Genomic DNA, 16563 nt, shown 5'->3' on the forward strand with positions numbered 1-16563 from the left:
TGCGCTTCTCGGGCGACGGGGCACGCAGCCCAAACTCGCTGCGCTCAGACATGGGCTGCTCTTCGACCCCGCCGCCCTGCGATGCTCGGCTCGCTTTACGGCTCGATTCAAATCAAAAGCTGGAAGCCATAGCAAACGCATGAAGCGAAAGCCGAAGCGAAAGCGGGGACGGAAGCCAGATCAAGATCAAGACGTATGCCTGCTACATCTGAAATGCGCCTGTTAACGGCGGCTGGTGTTATGACGACAACGCGTTCTCGCGCGCCTAAGCCCGCGCAAAATCAAAAGCGACCACATCGGCGATCCGCCCCGTCCCCAGCATCGCCATCATCAGGCGATCGACCCCCAGCGCCACACCTGCGCAATCCGGGAATCCGGAATCCAGCGCGGCCAGCAAGGCCTCATCGATTGCCGGCAACGCAGCACCCCGCGACCCACGCACCACATGATCCCGCTCGAAGCGCGCGCGTTGTTCCGAGACGTCTGCGAGTTCGTGATAGCCGTTGGCAAGTTCCAACGCCCCGAGATACAGCTCGAAGCGCTCGGCCACCGGCACGCCGTCGCGCTCGGCGATGCGCGCGAGCATGCATTGCGAGGCCGGATAGTCGTGAATGACGAGGATCCGGTCGGCGGGGTTCGCCGGCTGGATGCGATGCGTCATCAGCAGGTCCAGCAAGTCGTCGCGGGTGAGGCCGTCGGGATCGATCTGCACGCTACCGAGCGCCGCCTGCAGCTCGGCGTCGGACGCGGTCACCGGATCGAGGCCCAGCGCGTCCAGATACAGGGCGCGATACGTCGTCTGCACCACCTCCGCACGCCGATCGACAAGCGCAAGCGCGCCCTGCACGAGGGCGACGGTTTCGTGGGCCAGTTGATGTTGGTTCCAACCGACGCGATACCACTCAAGCATCGTGAACTCGGGATTGTGGCGGCCGCCGGCTTCGCCGTCACGGAACACGCGACCCAGCTCGTAGCAGTCACCGAAGCCTGCAGCCAGCAGGCGCTTGAGCGGGAATTCCGGTGACGTGCGCAGCCAGCGTGTGCGCGGGCCGGCCGACACGTGCCCGCCGAATTCGGTACGAAAACTGGCGACATTCGGGTCGGTGTTGCCGGCCTGCGACAGCATCGGTGTCTCGACTTCGAGCACGCCCCGTTCGGCGAAAAAACCGCGCAGACTTGCGTTGAGTCGCGCGCGCAGGCGCAACGCATCAAAGCGTGCCGACGGCAGCATCGACGCGCTCACGCCTGCGACTCGAGAAACGCGAGCAGCGCCGCTTCGTCCCAGATCTCGATGCCGAGCTCCTGCGCCTTCGTCAGCTTCGAGCCGGCTGCCTCCCCGGCGACGACCAGCGAGGTCTTCTTCGACACGCTGCCGGCGATCTTCGCGCCCAACGCTTCGAGCTGCTCGCCCGCGGCGTCGCGGGTCATCGCCTCCAGGCTGCCGGTCAACACGACGGTCTTGCCGTCGAGCGGGCCGGTTGCCTTCATGATTTTCGCGGGCGCCGCATCCAGCAAGCGGCGCATCGCGGCATCGCTGGCACGCAATTCGGCCAAGGCATCCGCATCGGCGAGGAATGCCGAAAGGTTGTCCGCGCCTGCGGACGAGAGGCCGGCGCCGGTCCAGCCGCTGGCGTTCGCGCGCAACAGCGCGTCGAGCGAGCCATAGGTGTCGGCAAGGCGCTCGGCGCTCTTGCCGCCGAGCTTGTCGACCGGCAGCGTCGACAGCAGGTGGGCAAGGCCGAGCCGCTCCCGTAGCGCCGCCGATGGCGCGGCCTCATCGGTGAATGTGATGCCTGCCGCGAGCAGCGCATCGACGACCTCGACATTGCCGGGCTGCTCGAAGAATGTCGCGATCGAGCGCGCGACTTCCCCCCCGATGTCGGGCAGCGCCTGCAGCAGCACGGCAGGCGTGGTACGCACGAAGTCGAGCGTGCCCAGCCAATTCGCGAGCGATTTGGCCGTCGTTTCGCCCAGATGCGGAATGCCGAGTGCAAACAGGAAACGCGGCAGCGTGGTGGTGCGGCTGGCGTCGATGCCGGCGACGAGGTTCTCGGCCCATTTGGTCGCGAGCTTGCCGGCGGTTTCCACCGTCAGATGCGAACGCAGGAACGTCGCGTCCTTCCACGTAGGCGTCTCTTGGGCGAGTACCGCTTTGCCTTCAGCATCAAGCGCCAGGGCGCCCTTGCTGTCGGCGATCGCCTGCGCGAAATCCGCCGCCGTCGCGGCATCGAGCGCGGTCTTCATCCGCACCAGATCCTCGACCGTCAGCGCGAACAGGTCGGCCGGCGAATGCACGAAGCCGAACTCGACCAGCGCTTCGGCCTGTTTGTCGCCGAGGCCTTCGATGTCCATCGCGCGCCGCGATGCGAAATGGCGCACGGCTTCCTTGCGCTGCGCGGAACAGGTCAAACCGCCGGTACAGCGCCACGCGGACGCGCCCTCCTCGCGCGCCAGCTCCGAGCCACAGACCGGGCACGTGGCCGGCATCGTCCATTCGACGGTGCCCGCGGGACGCCGATCCTCAATCACGCGCACGATCTCGGGAATCACGTCGCCAGCGCGGCGCACGATCACCGTGTCGCCTTCGCGCACGTCGAGCCGGCGGATCTGGTCCTCGTTGTGTAGCGTGGCGTTGGTGACGGTGACCCCGGCCACCTGCACCGGCTCCAGTCGCGCGACCGGCGTGATCGCACCGGTGCGGCCGACCTGGACCTCGATCGCACGCAACACCGTCGATTGTTCCTGCGCCGGGAACTTGTGCGCCAGCGCCCAGCGCGGCGCGCGCGAGACGAAGCCCATCGTCGCCTGCTGATCGAAGTCGTCGAGCTTGTAGACCACGCCGTCGATGTCGTAGGGCAGCGTGTCGCGCGCAGCGCCGATGCGCCGGAAGTAGGCGATCAGGCCCTCGAAGCCGGTCGCGGTATCGGCTTCGGGCGCGACGGGAAAACCGAACTCGCGCAGCAGCGCCAGCGTTTCGGAATGTGTTTCGGGCAGTTCCAACCCGCGCACCTCGCCGACCGAATAGGCGAAGAACGCCAGCGGCCGCCGGCGCGTGACCGCGGGATCGAGCTGGCGCAGCGAACCGGCCGCGCCATTGCGCGGATTGGCAAGCAACTTCTCGTTACTGTCGAGCGCCTTCGCATTCCACGCTTCAAAGGCCTTTCGCGGCATGTAGATCTCGCCGCGCACTTCCAGCACCGCCGGGGGCGTCGTGCCGATATCGCGCAGCTTCAACGGCACCGCGCGCACCTGACGCAGGTTGGCGGTGACGTTCTCGCCGGTGCTGCCATCGCCGCGCGTGGCACCCTGCACGAACACGCCGTCTTCGTAGCGCAGGCTGATCGCCAAACCGTCGAGCTTGGGTTCGACCGAGAACACCGGCGCGTCGATGTCGAGCTTCTGCTCGATGCGGCGCTCGAAATCGGCGACCTCCGCGTAGCGCGTGCGCTCGTCAGCAGCGTCGTCGACGCCGGCGGTCTCGAAGGCGTTGGCCAGCGACAGCATCGGGATCGCGTGGGTGACTTCAGGGAAGCCGCCATCGGGTCGCACACCGACAGTGCGTGTCGGCGAGTCTGCTCTGGCGAGCTCGGGATGCGCGGTTTCCAGCGCTTCGAGCTCGCGCAGCAGGGCGTCGTAATCGGCGTCCGGGATCGACGGATCATCGAGCACGTAATAGCGGTGATTGGCGTCTTCGATCAGCGCGCGAAGCTCGGCGACGCGTTCGGCGGGGGATGGAGTCGGCATGGGTGAATTGTAGGACGGTGGCGTTCCCGCGAGCGTCTGCCCTCACCCCAACCCCTCTCCCGGAGGGAGAGGGGCTTCAAAGCGTAACGCTCGCTGGGTCATGCCCCTCTCCCTCCGGGAGAGGGGTGGGGGTGAGGGCCGCGCGATACGCCTGCAATCGCGCGTCCAACGTGCCGGTATGCAATTCGAACAGATGGTTGTCGAAATCGTGGAAATACAGCGATTCGCCCTCCCCTTCGATCCGCGGCCGCGGCGGGCGGATGTCGACACCGATCCGCTCGAGCCGCGCGCGGTAGTCGGGCAGGTCTCCGGCGGCGACCTGGAACGCGACGTGGCGGTAGCTGCGCTCGGCGGGCGGCTCGCCCTCCATCATTGCGATCCACACGCCGCCGAGCACGAAGAACTTCTCACGTGAAAGCGAATGCGGTTGGTCGCCGCTGTCGTAGACCTCGCGCGCGCCCAGCCCCTCGACCAGCAGGCGGGCCGTGCGGTCGAGGTCTTGGACGATGAAGGTCAGGTGGCTGATGCCAGAGATCGACATCGGGCGATCATGCCGCATCCAGCAGCCGGACGCGCCGGGTGGTTTGCGGCTATGCGTCGAAGACACGCACCCGTGGCCAGCGTTCGGCATAACGTTTCTGCGTCGTGCGCATCCGGTAAGTCGCCACATCGACCCGCGCCGGGTTGCGTCGGACCACCATTCCCAACAGGTCATCGAGCCCGTACGGCGTGATGAGTCTCAGGTCGTCACGGGCATCGAGCCACACGCCCACGCTGGTCGCGAACTCCGGCCAGGAAGCCACCGCTTCGTGCAATGAAGCGAGCGGCGCGACCGCGTGACCGAAATGCCCTTCGAACCAACGGTGCACATGTGCCTGGTTGGTGACCTCCCAAGGCGCGATGCTCAGTCGCGGCAGACGGCGCTGGAGATCGCGGTCACATTGCGGCGCCGAGTGGGAGGCGTCGAACCAGGCAAGGTCGATGTCCGAAAGCGCGGATGGCTGCGCATGCCCGTGCAGCGTGTCCCACACCAGGTTGCGAAGCGCACCGGCGCCGATGCACCAGGCGGGGAGATCAAGCGCGCGCGCCGCACGGAGCGCATCCATGAACCAGACGCTGTTCGAGACGATTTCCAGCACGCACCGCTCGGCGTCACCGGCCGGGTCATGGTCGATGGGCTTCGAAGCTGCGGGGTTTCTTGCAGGGGCCACGTCGTCACCCGATCAAGACGCGAACGGAACGCGCATCGGCAACAGGCCTCGTCCAGCGGGGGAGCACAAGCTATCGAGCGACTCGCACCTGTGCGTACGCAGCCCTACCAGCGCGGGCTGCGCGTCACCGCGGGCACGTCGTGCTCGCGGTCCCAGCTGCGCAGTTCGTCACGCAGGCCGGCGATACGCTGGCGGCCCAGGGCGTTGCGCTGTTCGTCGAGCAGCACGCCGTCGAGCAGTTCGGCCATGCGCTCGGCGGTGGGCAGCATCGCATCCCAGGCATCGAGGGCGCGGACCGGCGCCGGCAGGGTCAGGAAGAACGCGATGGCCGGGGTTTCGAGGCCCTGGATCTCGCTCATGTCGAAGCTGCCGGGGCTGCGGATGTTGGCGACGCTGAAGATCGGGCCGCGCTCCGGATGACCGTCGACCAGACGGTGGAATACGTTCATGTGGCCATAGGTCAGGCCGGTCTTCTCGGCGGCGACCACGATGTCCGGACCACGCAACACGTTGCCGGCGCGCGCGGCGATGTAGAGGGTCACGATCTTGTCGAAATCGTCGCTGGTGCGCTTGCCCAGTTCGCTGTTCGGCGAGACAGCACCGACGGTCTGGTCGAGCAGGTCCATTTCCGCCTGCACCGCATCGGTGTCGCCTTCGGCACGTGGCACGCCGGCTTCACCGAGATCCTGTTCCAGCTGCGCGCCGAGCGTGGGCTCCAGGCGCTGTTCGCGATCATCGGGGCTGACGACGCGGCGACCCTGACCGTTGCGTGGGCGCGTGCCGAAATACCACATGGCCGCCATCAGCAGCAGGCCTGCGACGAGGATTCCGATACGCATCATCCAGTCGTCGGTCATTGGCGGTGTTCTCCTTCAGGGTCGTTCATTATGCGCAGGCGCAACGTGTGGGGTGCAGGCGCGGCACGACAAATCGGCCCGCCGATAATGACAGGCACTAGGCGGCGCCGGCCAAACGCGCGGCTTCTGCCAGATCGACCGAGACCAGCCGGCTCACGCCCGGCTCGCGCATGGTGACACCGCTGAGCTGCGAAGCCGCTTCCATCGTCGCCTTGTTGTGGCTGACGAACAGGAACTGCACCTGCTCGCTCATCTCGCGCACCATCGCGGTGAAGCGGCCGACGTTGGCCTCGTCGAGCGGCGCGTCCACCTCGTCGAGCAGGCAGAACGGCGCCGGATTGAGCTGGAAGATCGAGAACACAAGGGCGACCGCGGTCATCGCCTTCTCGCCGCCGGACAGCAGCGAGATGTTCGAGACGCGCTTGCCCGGCGGGCGCGCCATGATCGCCACGCCGGTGTCGAGCAGGTCCTCGCCGGTGAGTTCGAGATAGGCGTGGCCGCCACCGAACAGGCGCGGATACAGTGCCTGCACGCCGGCGTTGACCTTGTCGAAAGTGTCCTTGAAGCGGCCGCGGGTCTCGCGGTCGATCTTGCGGATCGCCTCTTCCAGCGTATCCAGCGCCGAGGTGAGATCCGCATCCTGCGAATCCAGGTACTCCTTGCGCTGCGCGGCTTCAGCGTGTTCGGCGATCGCGGCGAGGTTGACCGGCTCCAGACGGCGCAGGCGCGCGTCGAAGTCGGTGACGATCTTTTCCCAGTCCTTGGCATTCGCCGACTCTTCGAGACCGTTCAGCACGTCGTCGACGACGAATCCACCTTCGACCACCTGCGCGGACAGCTGGTCGGCCGCGATCACCAGCGCCTGCTGGTCGAGGCGGCGCTGGCCGATCGCTTCGCGCTGGGTCAGGGCCTGCGCGTCGCGCTGCTGGCGGACCTGCTCGAACGTGCGCAGCTCGTTGTCCACGCCTTCGAGTGCGGAGCGCGCCTCGGCCAGCGCGCGCTCGGTACGCACACGCTCTTCCAGCGCGACCTGGCGTTGCCGCTCCAGCGTGTCCACCGGCGAATCGCCCGTCGCCAGCTGCGCCGATAGTTCGCCGAGGCGGCTGTCGATCTGGCCGCGCTGGCCGCCCATGCGCGCCAGCGCCTGGGTCAGCGAGTTGATCTGGGCGCGTTGGGATTCGATGGTCAGCGCGAGCGCATGCGCGGTATCGCGGGATTCGCGCGCGGCCGAACGCAGCTGGTCGCGAGCCTCGACCAGGCCGCGACGCTCGGCTTCGAGCGCGGCGCGCGCGGCCTCGAAATCACCCATGCGCTCGACCGCGTCTTCCAGCCGGCCACGTGCATCGCGCGCCTGCTGGGCGGCGGTATCGATGGTTTCGTGCAGCTGGGCGAGATCGGCGTCGATGCGCTCGATGCGGTTGCGCGCGGCCTCCACCCGCCCCTGCTGGCTCTGCACTTGGCCGGCGAGTTCGGAGACGGCGCGATGCGCGACATACAGCGCCCGCTGCGCTTCTTCACGCTGCTGCTCGACGCTGAGCAGCTGTTCGCGGCCCTGCGCGATGCGTGCCTCGAGGGCCTGTTCCTGTTCCTGCAAGGTGGCAATCGTTTCGCGTAGCGACTGGATTTCGCGCTCGCGCAGCAATGCACCCTGCTTCGCCGCGCCCGAGCGCGACACGCGCACCCAGCCCGCGCCGAGGCGCTCGCCGCTGCGGGTGATCACCGAATCGCCGTCACTCAAGCCCGCCTGCAGCGCGCGCGCGTCGGCCAGGGTCTCGGCCACGTGCAGACGCGCGAGCAGCCGGCGGATCGCCAGCGGGCCCTGCACCTTCGCGGCCAGCGAAGTCGGCGCGAAGACTTCATCGCAGTTCTCACCCGACACCAGCGCAAGGCGGCTCTCGCCGAGTTCGCCCAGCGCATCTACCAGCTCGGCCGGGACGCCGGTGCCGTCGACAAGCACGCCTTCGATCAGCTGGCCGAGCGCGCTTTCGACTGCAAATTCCCAGCCCGATTCCACCCGCAGCCGCTCGCCGACACGCGCAGACGAATCCAGTCCACGCTGGCGCAGCCATTCGACCGCCGCGCCCTGCTCCTGGCCCAGCGCGGCGTTCTGCAGGGTTTCCAGCGACGACAGACGGCCGCGTGCTTCCTGCGCCTGCTTGCGCACGACGGACAGTTCTTCCTGCGCGCCCCGCTGCGTGTCCTGCAGATCGACCGCCGCGGCCTTGCGCGTTTCAAGATCGTCGCCGAGCGTATCGAGCGCGGCCTTCTGCTCGTCATGGCGGATCTGCAGATCGGCGAAGGTCTCGCTCAGCGCCTCGAGATCGATGCCGCCGCGCTCGGCCTGCAACTGCTCGCGCCGGCGGTCGGCTTCGAGCGACTGCTTGTCCAGGTAATCGACGCGGGTGCGCTCGATGTCGCCTTCGCGGGCCGCCTCGCTCTGCTCGCGATTGTGAGTGTCCCAGCGCGTCTGCCAGTCGGCGAGGGCGGTTTCGGCTTCGCGCAACATGTCCTGGCGGACCGCGTCGTCGTCCTGCAGCTGGGCCAGGCGCGGCTCGGCGTCGGCGATGCTCTCGTGCAGCGTGTCGAGCCGCAGCTGGTCCTGGTCGATGTGTTCGCCGATCTCGGCCAGCTGCGCCTGCGCTTCGTCGCGTGCCTTGAGCAGGCGCGCCGACAGCTCGCGCTGGTGCTGGATCTGTTGCTCGACGCGCGCCAGTGCGCCGCTGACCTCGTAACTTTCGGCTTGCGCGCGGTTGAGGGTTTCGCTCGCCTCGTGGCGGCGCTCGCGACCGGTCTCCAGTTCGCGTTCGGCTTCGCGCTGCTCGGCGATGATCTGCTCGAGCTTGGTTTCTTCCTGGGCCAGACCTTCGCGCAATGCGCGCAGACGCGAATCGAGCGTGCGCCATTCCAGCGCCTTCCACTCCGCGTCGCGGATCCGGCGCTCGGCCTGGATCGCGGTGTACTGCTCGGCCTGCTTGGCCTGCCGCGCCAGGTGCTGCAGTTGCTTGCCGACTTCCTCGCGCAGGTCGCTCAGGCGATCCAGGTTCTCGCGGGTGTGGCGGATGCGGGTCTCGGTTTCCTTGCGGCGCTCCTTGTACTTGGAGATACCCGCCGCTTCCTCCAGATAGACGCGCAGCTCTTCGGGCTTGGCGTCGATGATCTGGCTGATCATGCCCTGCTCGATGATCGAGTAGCTGCGCGGGCCAAGGCCGGTGCCGAGGAACAGATCGGTGATGTCGCGGCGGCGGCATTTGGTGCCGTTGAGGTAGTAACCGCTCTGCCCGTCGCGGCTGACCGTGCGCTTGACCGAGATCTCGTTGAACGCGGCGAACTCGCCGGCGATCGTGTGATCGGAGTTGTCGAACACCAGTTCGACCATCGCCTGCGACACCGGCTTGCGCGCGGTGGAGCCTGCGAAGATCACGTCGGTCAGCGAATCGCCACGCAGGCGGCTGGCCGAGGATTCGCCCATGACCCAGCGCACCGCGTCAATGATGTTCGACTTGCCGCAGCCGTTCGGCCCCACCACGCCGGTCATGTTGGTCGGCAGGTGCAGCGTGGTCGGATCGACGAAGGATTTGAAACCGGCGAGCTTGATCGTGGACAGGCGCATGCGGGCTGTGGTGGCCTTTGGCGCCCGTCAGGGCGCAATGAATGACGGATAGCGTGTCATGCGATACGCGAAATTTCCATCACAAGCGGTTGATTCCACAAGCATGGAGCGCCGCCTGCGCGCGCAGGCGTTCAGTATAGCGAGGCGTGGCCCTGGGCGCGGCGGCTTGCACCTCACCGTGTCGCAAGCCGAATAACGGGCTCTTGCTTGCCGTCGTTCCCGCATGGGCGGGGCTTTCAACATCCGGACGGCGCATCATCCAGTGACGTTTGCCGCCGGGTGATGTCGACTGGAGCGCCGGAATCGCGGCGGTCCAGACGTCGCTCGAAACACCGTGATGTCGCTCAAAGCCGCCGGATTCCCGCCTGCGCGGGCATGACGATCGAAGGCGGAAGCCGCTGCGCGAGGCCTTGGGCATTCCGCAAGAGACGTCCCTTCATCCGACGCGCTTTGCGCGTCGACCTCGGATCAGGTCCGGAGCAGGCTCTCTCCCCCGGAGGGAGAGGTGCGGGTCCCGCTCGCACGGAACGTATGCCGACTTGCGGTTCGACGCGTCGGGCTCAACCCGCCCGCTGCACCAGCCGCTCGCCGCTCTCGACATCGAATGCATGCACGCGGCCGACCGGAATCGTCAGCGCCAGGGTTTCCCCCGGCACCGGCACGCGGTCGGGCGGCAGGCGTGCGATCAGCGCGTGCGTGCCCAGGCGCAGGTTGACGAAGACTTCGCTGCCGACCGGCTCCACCACTTCGACCACCGGCGACAGCACTGCATCGGCGTCGGTCGCGGGCAGCAGATGTTCGGGACGGATGCCCAGATCCACGTTGCGACCGTTCCACTCGGCCGGGAAGCCAGCATCGCCGAGCGCAAGCGTGATGCCCTCGCCGGCGTCGAAGGTCCAGCCGCCCCCGCCCTGCGCCAGCGAGCCGCGCAGCACGTTCATTGCCGGGCTGCCGAGGAAGGTCGCGACGAACAGGTTCGCCGGCCGCTCGTACAACGCCATCGGCGTATCGATCTGCTGGATGTGGCCGTCCTTGAGCACGACGATGCGCTGGCCCAGCGTCATCGCCTCGATCTGGTCGTGTGTGACGTAGATCATCGTCGTGCCCAGCTTGCGGTGCAGACGGGCGATCTCGACGCGCATGCCGCTGCGCAGCTTGGCATCGAGGTTGGACAGCGGCTCGTCGAGCAGGAACACCTGCGGCTGGCGCACCAGCGCGCGTCCCAGCGCAACACGCTGGCGCTGGCCGCCCGAGAGCTGGCCGGGCTTGCGGTCGAGCACCTTGTCGAGTTCGAGCACCTGCGCGGCTTCGTCCACGCGTGCTGCGATCTCGGTCTTGGACTGGCCGCGCAGCTTGAGGCCGAACGCGAGGTTCTCGGCCACGCTCATATGCGGATACAGCGCATAGCTCTGGAACACCATCGCGATGTCGCGGTCCTTGGGCGCGACGTCGTTGACCACGCGCTCGCCGATGGTCAGCGTGCCGTCGCTGATCGCCTCCAGCCCCGCGACCATGCGCAGCAGCGTGGACTTGCCGCAGCCCGAGGGGCCTACCAGCACCAGCAACTCGCCATCGGCGACCTCGAACGTCGCGCCGGCCACGCCGACGAAACCGTTGGGGTAGACCTTCCGTACCGCGTCGAACCGCACCTGTGCCATGCACGCTCCCGTGAGTCGCAAACCCTTGGTGACCACATCGTGGCGACGGTCCCGTGAACCGCGCGCCGCAACACAATTGCGCTATTCTGGCATGTAATCGTTTCCAAGCCAGCCGGCGCGCGTGATGGGGGCACAACGCGGTGCAACAGACGACAGGATTGATCTGCGCATGGACGGCGTTGCGTGCGTCCACTGACAGCGCTGGACATGCTGTGCTCCCGCACCCGCTCACGTGGACGTTGCGGTCCGCACGCTTCCGGCGACACACTCCGTGATTCATCTTCCCGAACCCGAGACGGCCCCGGCGCCCATGCACGATTCCCTGCTGTTGTTCGGCGCCACCGGCGATCTGGCGCAACGCTATCTGTTCCCGTCGTTGCTGCATCTGCAGCGCGATCGATTGCTGCCGGAGGCGTTCCGCGTGATCGCGATCGCGCGCAGCGAACACGACGACGCCAGCTTCCGCGACTGGCTGCGCGGGCGTCTGGACGACGAGTACGACGCATCGCTGGTCGACGAGCTGCTGCGCCGCATCCAGTACGTGTCGGTGGACCTCTCCGACGCCGATGCGATGGCGGCTGCCTTGTCGCGCTTCGCCGACCGCCCGACGGTCAGCTATCTGTCGACGCCGCCGAGCCTGTTCGCCTCCGCCTGCCGCGGGCTCAAGGCCGCCGGCCTGCTGGAAGCGCCGTCACGGCTGGTGCTGGAGAAGCCGATCGGGCACGACCTGGCCAGCGCGCAGGAAATCGACGCGACGCTGAAGTCGGCGCTCGACGAGTCGCGGATCTTCCGCATCGACCATTATCTGGGCAAGGCGCCGGTGCAGAACCTGCTCGCGCTGCGACTGGGCAATACGCTGCTGGAAGCCACCTGGGAGCGGCGCTGGATCGAGTCGGTCGACATTATCGTCGCCGAGACGGCCGGTGTGGACGGCCGCGAGGGTTACTACGCCGACTACGGCGCGTTGCGCGACATGGTGCAGAACCACATGCTGCAGCTGCTGGCGCTGATCGCGATGGAGCCGCCGGCAGCGATGGACACCGACAGCATCCGCGACGAGAAGCGCAAGGTGCTGCGCGCGCTGCGTCCGATGACGGCCGCCGACGCGGCAGCCGACAGCGTGCGTGGCCGCTACGTGCCCGGTGTCGTCGACGGGCAGGCCGCCCAGGGCTTCAAGCACGGCGGACACGACGACGTGGAGACCTTCGTCGGCCTGCGCGCGTGGATCGACAACTGGCGCTGGGCGGGCGTGCCGTTCCGCCTGGTCACCGGCAAGCGCATGCCCTCGCGCACCACCGAGGTCGTGGTGACGTTCAAGCCGGTCACCCACTGGCTGTTCGGCCCGGGTGAGCGCAAGCGCGCCCGCGCCAACCAGTTGCGGGTGCGCCTGCAGCCGGAAGAGACGATCGAACTCGGCCTGATGGGCAGCCTTGCCGCGTCGGAATGGGCCGCCAACGAACTGCAGCCGATGTCGCTGGATCTGGCGATGCTGCCGCCCAAGCGCCGCATCGCCTACGAGCGCCTGATGATCGATGCGCTCAAGGGCGACCAGACGCTGTTCGTGCGCGACGACGAAGTCGAGGCCGCGTGGCGCTGGATCGACAGCGTCAGCGCCGCGTGGCGCGAGGCCGGCACGCCGGTGCGCGACTATCCGGCCGGCAGCTGGGGCCCGGTCGAGGCACAGCCGTTCCTGCCGCGCACATTGACGACCCACAACGGGCGCAAATCGTGACGGCTGCGCTGGCCCTGCTCGCCGACATCGGCGGCACCAATGCGCGCTTCGCACTGGCCGATACCGCCAGCCCGACGCCGCTGCAGCTCGACACGATCCAGATCTTCCCGGTCGCCGACTTTCCGTCTCTGGCGGATGCGGCGCTGCATTACCTCCAGCAGACCGGTCACGACGGCAAGGCCGCGTTGCCGCGCGCCGTGCTCGCGGTCGCCGGTCGCGTCGATGGCGACGATGCACGCATCACCAATCACCCCTGGGTGATCTCGCGCACGCGCACCCAGCAGCGGCTCGGCATCGAAGACGTCGTGCTGACCAATGATTTCGCCGCCCAGGCGATGGCGATTCCGCTGCTGCAGCCGGGCGACTACAGCGCCATTGGCGGCGTGCCGTGGTCGGTGCCGAAGGATCCCGCCGGCCCCTGCACCTATGCGGTGATCGGTCCCGGTACCGGCCTGGGCGTCGGTGGCCTGGTGATCCGCGACGGCAGGCACTATCCGCTGGAGACCGAAGGCGGCCACGTCAGTTTTCCGCCCGGCACGCCGGAAGAAACCGCGATCCTAGAGCGCCTGTCGGCGCAGTTCGGACGCGTGTCCAACGAACGGCTGATCTGCGGGCCGGGGCTGGTCAACATCCACCGGGCGCTGAGCGAGATCGCCGGTGTCGATCCGGGCCCGATGCAGCCGTCCGATATCACCGCGCGTGCGAAGGAGGGCGATGCCCGCTGCGCACGCGCGGTCGACGTGTTCTGCGCGGTCTTCGGTGCGATTGCAGGGGATCTCGTGCTGACGCTCGGCGCCTGGGACGGGGTGTTCCTGACCGGCGGACTGGTGCCCAAGATGCTCGATTCGATCCGCCACTCGGGCTTCCGCCAGCGCTTCGAACACAAGGGCCGGTTCTCGCCCAACATGGGCCGCGTGCCGAGCGTCGCGGTGCTGCATCCGCATGCCGGCCTGCTTGGCGCCGCCGCAATCGCCACGCGCAGGGCCGCGGCGTGACGCCCGCCTCGCCGCCCGCCTTTGGCATTGCCCGCGGAATCGGCGACGATGGCCGCATGCAACTGCACGCTTACGAATCGGCCACCCAGTGGACCTGGGGCGCCGCGATCGCGATTTCATCCGCCATTGCCCGCGACCTGGAGCAGAAGCCGCGTGCGCGTCTGCTGCTGTCGGGCGGCAAGACGCCGGGGCCGGTGTATGCGGCGCTGTCGAAATCACCGCTTGCCTGGGACCGCGTCGATGTCGCGCTGGTCGACGAGCGCTGGTTGCTGCCCGACGATCCCGACAGCAATGCGCGCCTGCTGCGCGAGACCCTGATCCAGAACAAGGCGCAGAAGGCACGGCTGGAGACCATCACCCGCGCCGGCCGGCCGTTCGACGAGGCCGTCGCCACCGCCAACCTGCATGCGCGACAGCCCGCGGGCGTGGTCGTGCTGGGGATGGGCGATGACGGCCATACCGCGTCGCTGTTTCCCGGCATGGTCGATCTCGAATCAGCGCTGGCCTCCACGTCGCCTTACGTCGGCGTCGATGCCGGCGGCAGTCCCGGTGCGGGCACGTGGCAGCGTCGGGTGAGCCTGACGCCCGCCGGCCTCGCACCTGCCCATACCCGCATCCTGCTGATCCGCGGCGAGAAGAAGCGCGCCCTGCTCGATCGCCTGCTGCAGAGCGACGACGCAACCGAGTTCCCCGCGCGGATCGCCTTCACCACGCCGGGCGCCACGCTGCACGTCCACTGGTGCCCGTGACGCGCGCCCTGTTCGACCGTTGCGCGCAGTGCGATCCGCGCGCCCCCGCCCGTCCCCCGGGCGCCCGTTTCTCTCATCGCCGCCGCCCATGAGCCTGCATCCCGTCGTCCATTCCGTCACCGAACGCATCCGCAAGCGCAGTGCGCCTTCGCGGCAGGCGTATCTCGAAGGCATCGCGCGCATGCGCGACCAGGGGCCGCTGCGCGGTCACCTGAGTTGCGCCAACTTGGCCCACGGCTTCGCCGCCTGCGGGCCGGTCGACAAGTCCCGCCTGCGCAATGGGCCCACCGCGAACCTCGGCATCGTCACCGCGTACAACGACATGCTGTCGGCGCATCAGCCCTACGAGCCGTATCCGGAGTTCATCCGCGAAACCGCGCGTGCGTTGGGCCATACCGCGCAGGTCGCGGGGGGCGTGCCGGCGATGTGCGACGGCGTGACCCAGGGCCGCGCCGGCATGGAACTGTCGCTGTTTTCGCGCGACGTCATCGCCCAGGCCACCGCCATCGCGCTGTCGCACGACATGTTCGACAGCAGCGTGTATCTGGGCATCTGCGACAAGATCGTGCCCGGTCTGCTGATCGGCGCCCTCGCCTACGGCCATCTGCCGGCGATCTTCATTCCCGGCGGGCCGATGACGCCCGGCGTGCCGAACAAGACCAAGGCCGAAGTGCGCGAGCGCTACGCCGCCGGCGAGGCCACACGCGAGGAATTGCTGCAGGTCGAGTCGGACTCGTATCACGGCCCTGGCACCTGCACCTTCTACGGCACCGCGAATTCCAACCAGACGCTGCTCGAGGCGATGGGCGTGCAGCTGCCGAGCGCGGCCTTCATCAATCCGGGCACGCCGCTGCGCGAGGCCTTTACCCGCGAGGCGGTCGAACGTGCACTGTCGATCACCGCGCTCGGCGACGACTACCGGCCGCTGGGCCAGTTGATCGACGAACGCGCGATCGTCAACGCCGTCGTGATGCTGATGGCCACCGGCGGTTCGACCAACCACACCATCCACTGGATCGCGGTCGCGCGCGCGGCCGGCATCGTGCTGACCTGGGACGACATGGACCAGCTCTCGCAGGCCGTGCCGCTGCTGGCGCGCGTGTATCCCAACGGCGAAGCCGACGTGAACCGCTATCACGCGGCCGGCGGCAACGCCTACGTCTTCCGCGAACTGCTCGACGCCGGCCTGATGCACGGCGATCTGCCGACCATCGTCGACGGCGGCATGGCGCGCTACGGCGAGGAACCCAAGCTTGACGGCGGCCGGATCCGCTACGAACCCGGCCCGCAGGTCAGCGCCGACGAGGGCGTGCTGCGCCCGGTGTCGGCACCGTTCGAAGCCCAGGGCGGACTTCGGCTGCTGCGCGGCAACCTCGGTCGTTCACTGATCAAACTGTCGGCGGTGAAGCCGGAGTTCCGCAGCATCGAAGCGCCGGCCGTCGTGGTCGATGCGCCGCAGGTGCTCAACCGCCTGCATGCCGCCGGCGCACTGCCGCGCGATTTCGTCGCCGTCGTGCGCTACCAGGGGCCAAAGGCCAATGGCATGCCCGAACTGCATTCGCTGGCGCCGCTGCTGGGCATGCTGCAGAACCAGGGCCGTCGCGTGGCGCTGGTCACCGACGGCCGACTGTCGGGCGCCTCGGGCAAGATTCCAGCCGCGATCCACATGACCCCCGAAGCCGCGCGCGGCGGACCGCTGGCCTTCGTGCGCGAGGGCGACATCATCCGCCTCGACGGCGAGGCAGGCACGCTCGAAGCCCTGGTCGATCCGGCCGAATGGCAGGCCCGCATCGCCGCGCCGGATACCGCGCCCGCACCCACCGACCACGGCCGCAACCTGTTCGGCTTCAACCGCGCGAACGTGTCGCCGGCCGACCAGGGCGCGCTGTCGATCTCCTGTGGTCCGGCCACCACCGACGGCAGCGCGTGGCACTACGATGCCGAATACGACCTGGGCGCTGATGCAGCAGCGCTCGACGCCCCGCACGATTCCAAGGACGCCTGACA

Annotated in this window: 11 protein-coding genes; 4 read left to right on the forward strand and 7 right to left on the reverse strand. The window is 68.1% G+C overall.

Features of this window, described 5'->3' with window-relative positions; all coding sequences use genetic code 11:
• Window positions 1–265: 265 nt before the first annotated feature.
• The 7 genes from epmA to ugpC all read right to left on the reverse strand — a co-directional run bounded on the left by epmA (window position 266) and on the right by ugpC (window position 11080).
• Entirely contained in the window at window positions 266–1228 is a 963-nt protein-coding gene (gene epmA / locus J2X52_RS15825; RefSeq protein WP_310155698.1) for an EF-P lysine aminoacylase EpmA, read from the reverse strand.
• An 11-nt stretch (window positions 1229–1239) separates the two neighbouring features.
• Complete coding sequence (gene ligA / locus J2X52_RS15830) at window positions 1240–3744, reverse strand: NAD-dependent DNA ligase LigA (protein WP_310155544.1); 2505 nt, start codon at window positions 3742–3744, stop codon at window positions 1240–1242.
• Between the two features lie 76 nt (window positions 3745–3820).
• Window positions 3821–4285 (reverse strand): FosX/FosE/FosI family fosfomycin resistance hydrolase, encoded by a 465-nt coding sequence (fosX, locus tag J2X52_RS15835; protein ID WP_310155546.1) that lies wholly within the window; start codon window positions 4283–4285, stop codon window positions 3821–3823.
• A 49-nt stretch (window positions 4286–4334) separates the two neighbouring features.
• Window positions 4335–4883: a nucleotidyltransferase family protein gene (locus J2X52_RS15840; protein ID WP_310155548.1), complete on the reverse strand. Its 549-nt coding sequence runs from the start codon at window positions 4881–4883 to the stop codon at window positions 4335–4337.
• A 176-nt stretch (window positions 4884–5059) separates the two neighbouring features.
• Window positions 5060–5812, reverse strand: a complete 753-nt coding sequence (gene zipA / locus J2X52_RS15845; protein WP_310155550.1) for a cell division protein ZipA — start codon at window positions 5810–5812, stop codon at window positions 5060–5062.
• Window positions 5813–5909: 97 nt separating this feature from the next.
• On the reverse strand, window positions 5910–9422 hold the full coding sequence (smc, locus tag J2X52_RS15850; RefSeq protein WP_310155553.1) for a chromosome segregation protein SMC: 3513 nt from the start codon (window positions 9420–9422) through the stop codon (window positions 5910–5912).
• A gap of 560 nt (window positions 9423–9982) precedes the next feature.
• Window positions 9983–11080, reverse strand: coding sequence for a sn-glycerol-3-phosphate ABC transporter ATP-binding protein UgpC (gene ugpC, locus J2X52_RS15855; RefSeq protein WP_310155558.1), 1098 nt, complete (start codon window positions 11078–11080; stop codon window positions 9983–9985).
• A 310-nt stretch (window positions 11081–11390) separates the two neighbouring features.
• Between ugpC and zwf the strand changes: the two genes are divergently transcribed.
• From zwf to edd, 4 genes are all read left to right on the forward strand, one after another.
• A complete protein-coding gene (zwf, locus tag J2X52_RS15860; protein WP_310155562.1) occupies window positions 11391–12812 on the forward strand; it encodes a glucose-6-phosphate dehydrogenase in 1422 nt (473 codons plus the stop codon).
• Window positions 12809–13807, forward strand: coding sequence for a glucokinase (gene glk / locus J2X52_RS15865; protein ID WP_310155563.1), 999 nt, complete (start codon window positions 12809–12811; stop codon window positions 13805–13807). Before zwf ends, glk begins: the two co-directional genes overlap by 4 nt.
• A 56-nt stretch (window positions 13808–13863) precedes the next feature.
• Window positions 13864–14556 carry a 6-phosphogluconolactonase gene (gene pgl, locus J2X52_RS15870; RefSeq protein WP_310155565.1) on the forward strand — a complete coding sequence of 231 codons (693 nt, stop codon included), beginning with the start codon at window positions 13864–13866 and terminating at the stop codon, window positions 14554–14556.
• Window positions 14557–14644: 88 nt separating this feature from the next.
• The gene (edd, locus tag J2X52_RS15875; RefSeq protein WP_310155568.1) at window positions 14645–16561 is read left to right on the forward strand and encodes a phosphogluconate dehydratase; all 1917 of its coding nucleotides are present in this window, start codon (window positions 14645–14647) and stop codon (window positions 16559–16561) included.
• Window positions 16562–16563: the final 2 nt, after the last annotated feature.

This window comes from Luteimonas sp. 3794 (assembly GCF_031456825.1).
In the GTDB taxonomy this organism is placed as follows: domain Bacteria; phylum Pseudomonadota; class Gammaproteobacteria; order Xanthomonadales; family Xanthomonadaceae; genus Luteimonas.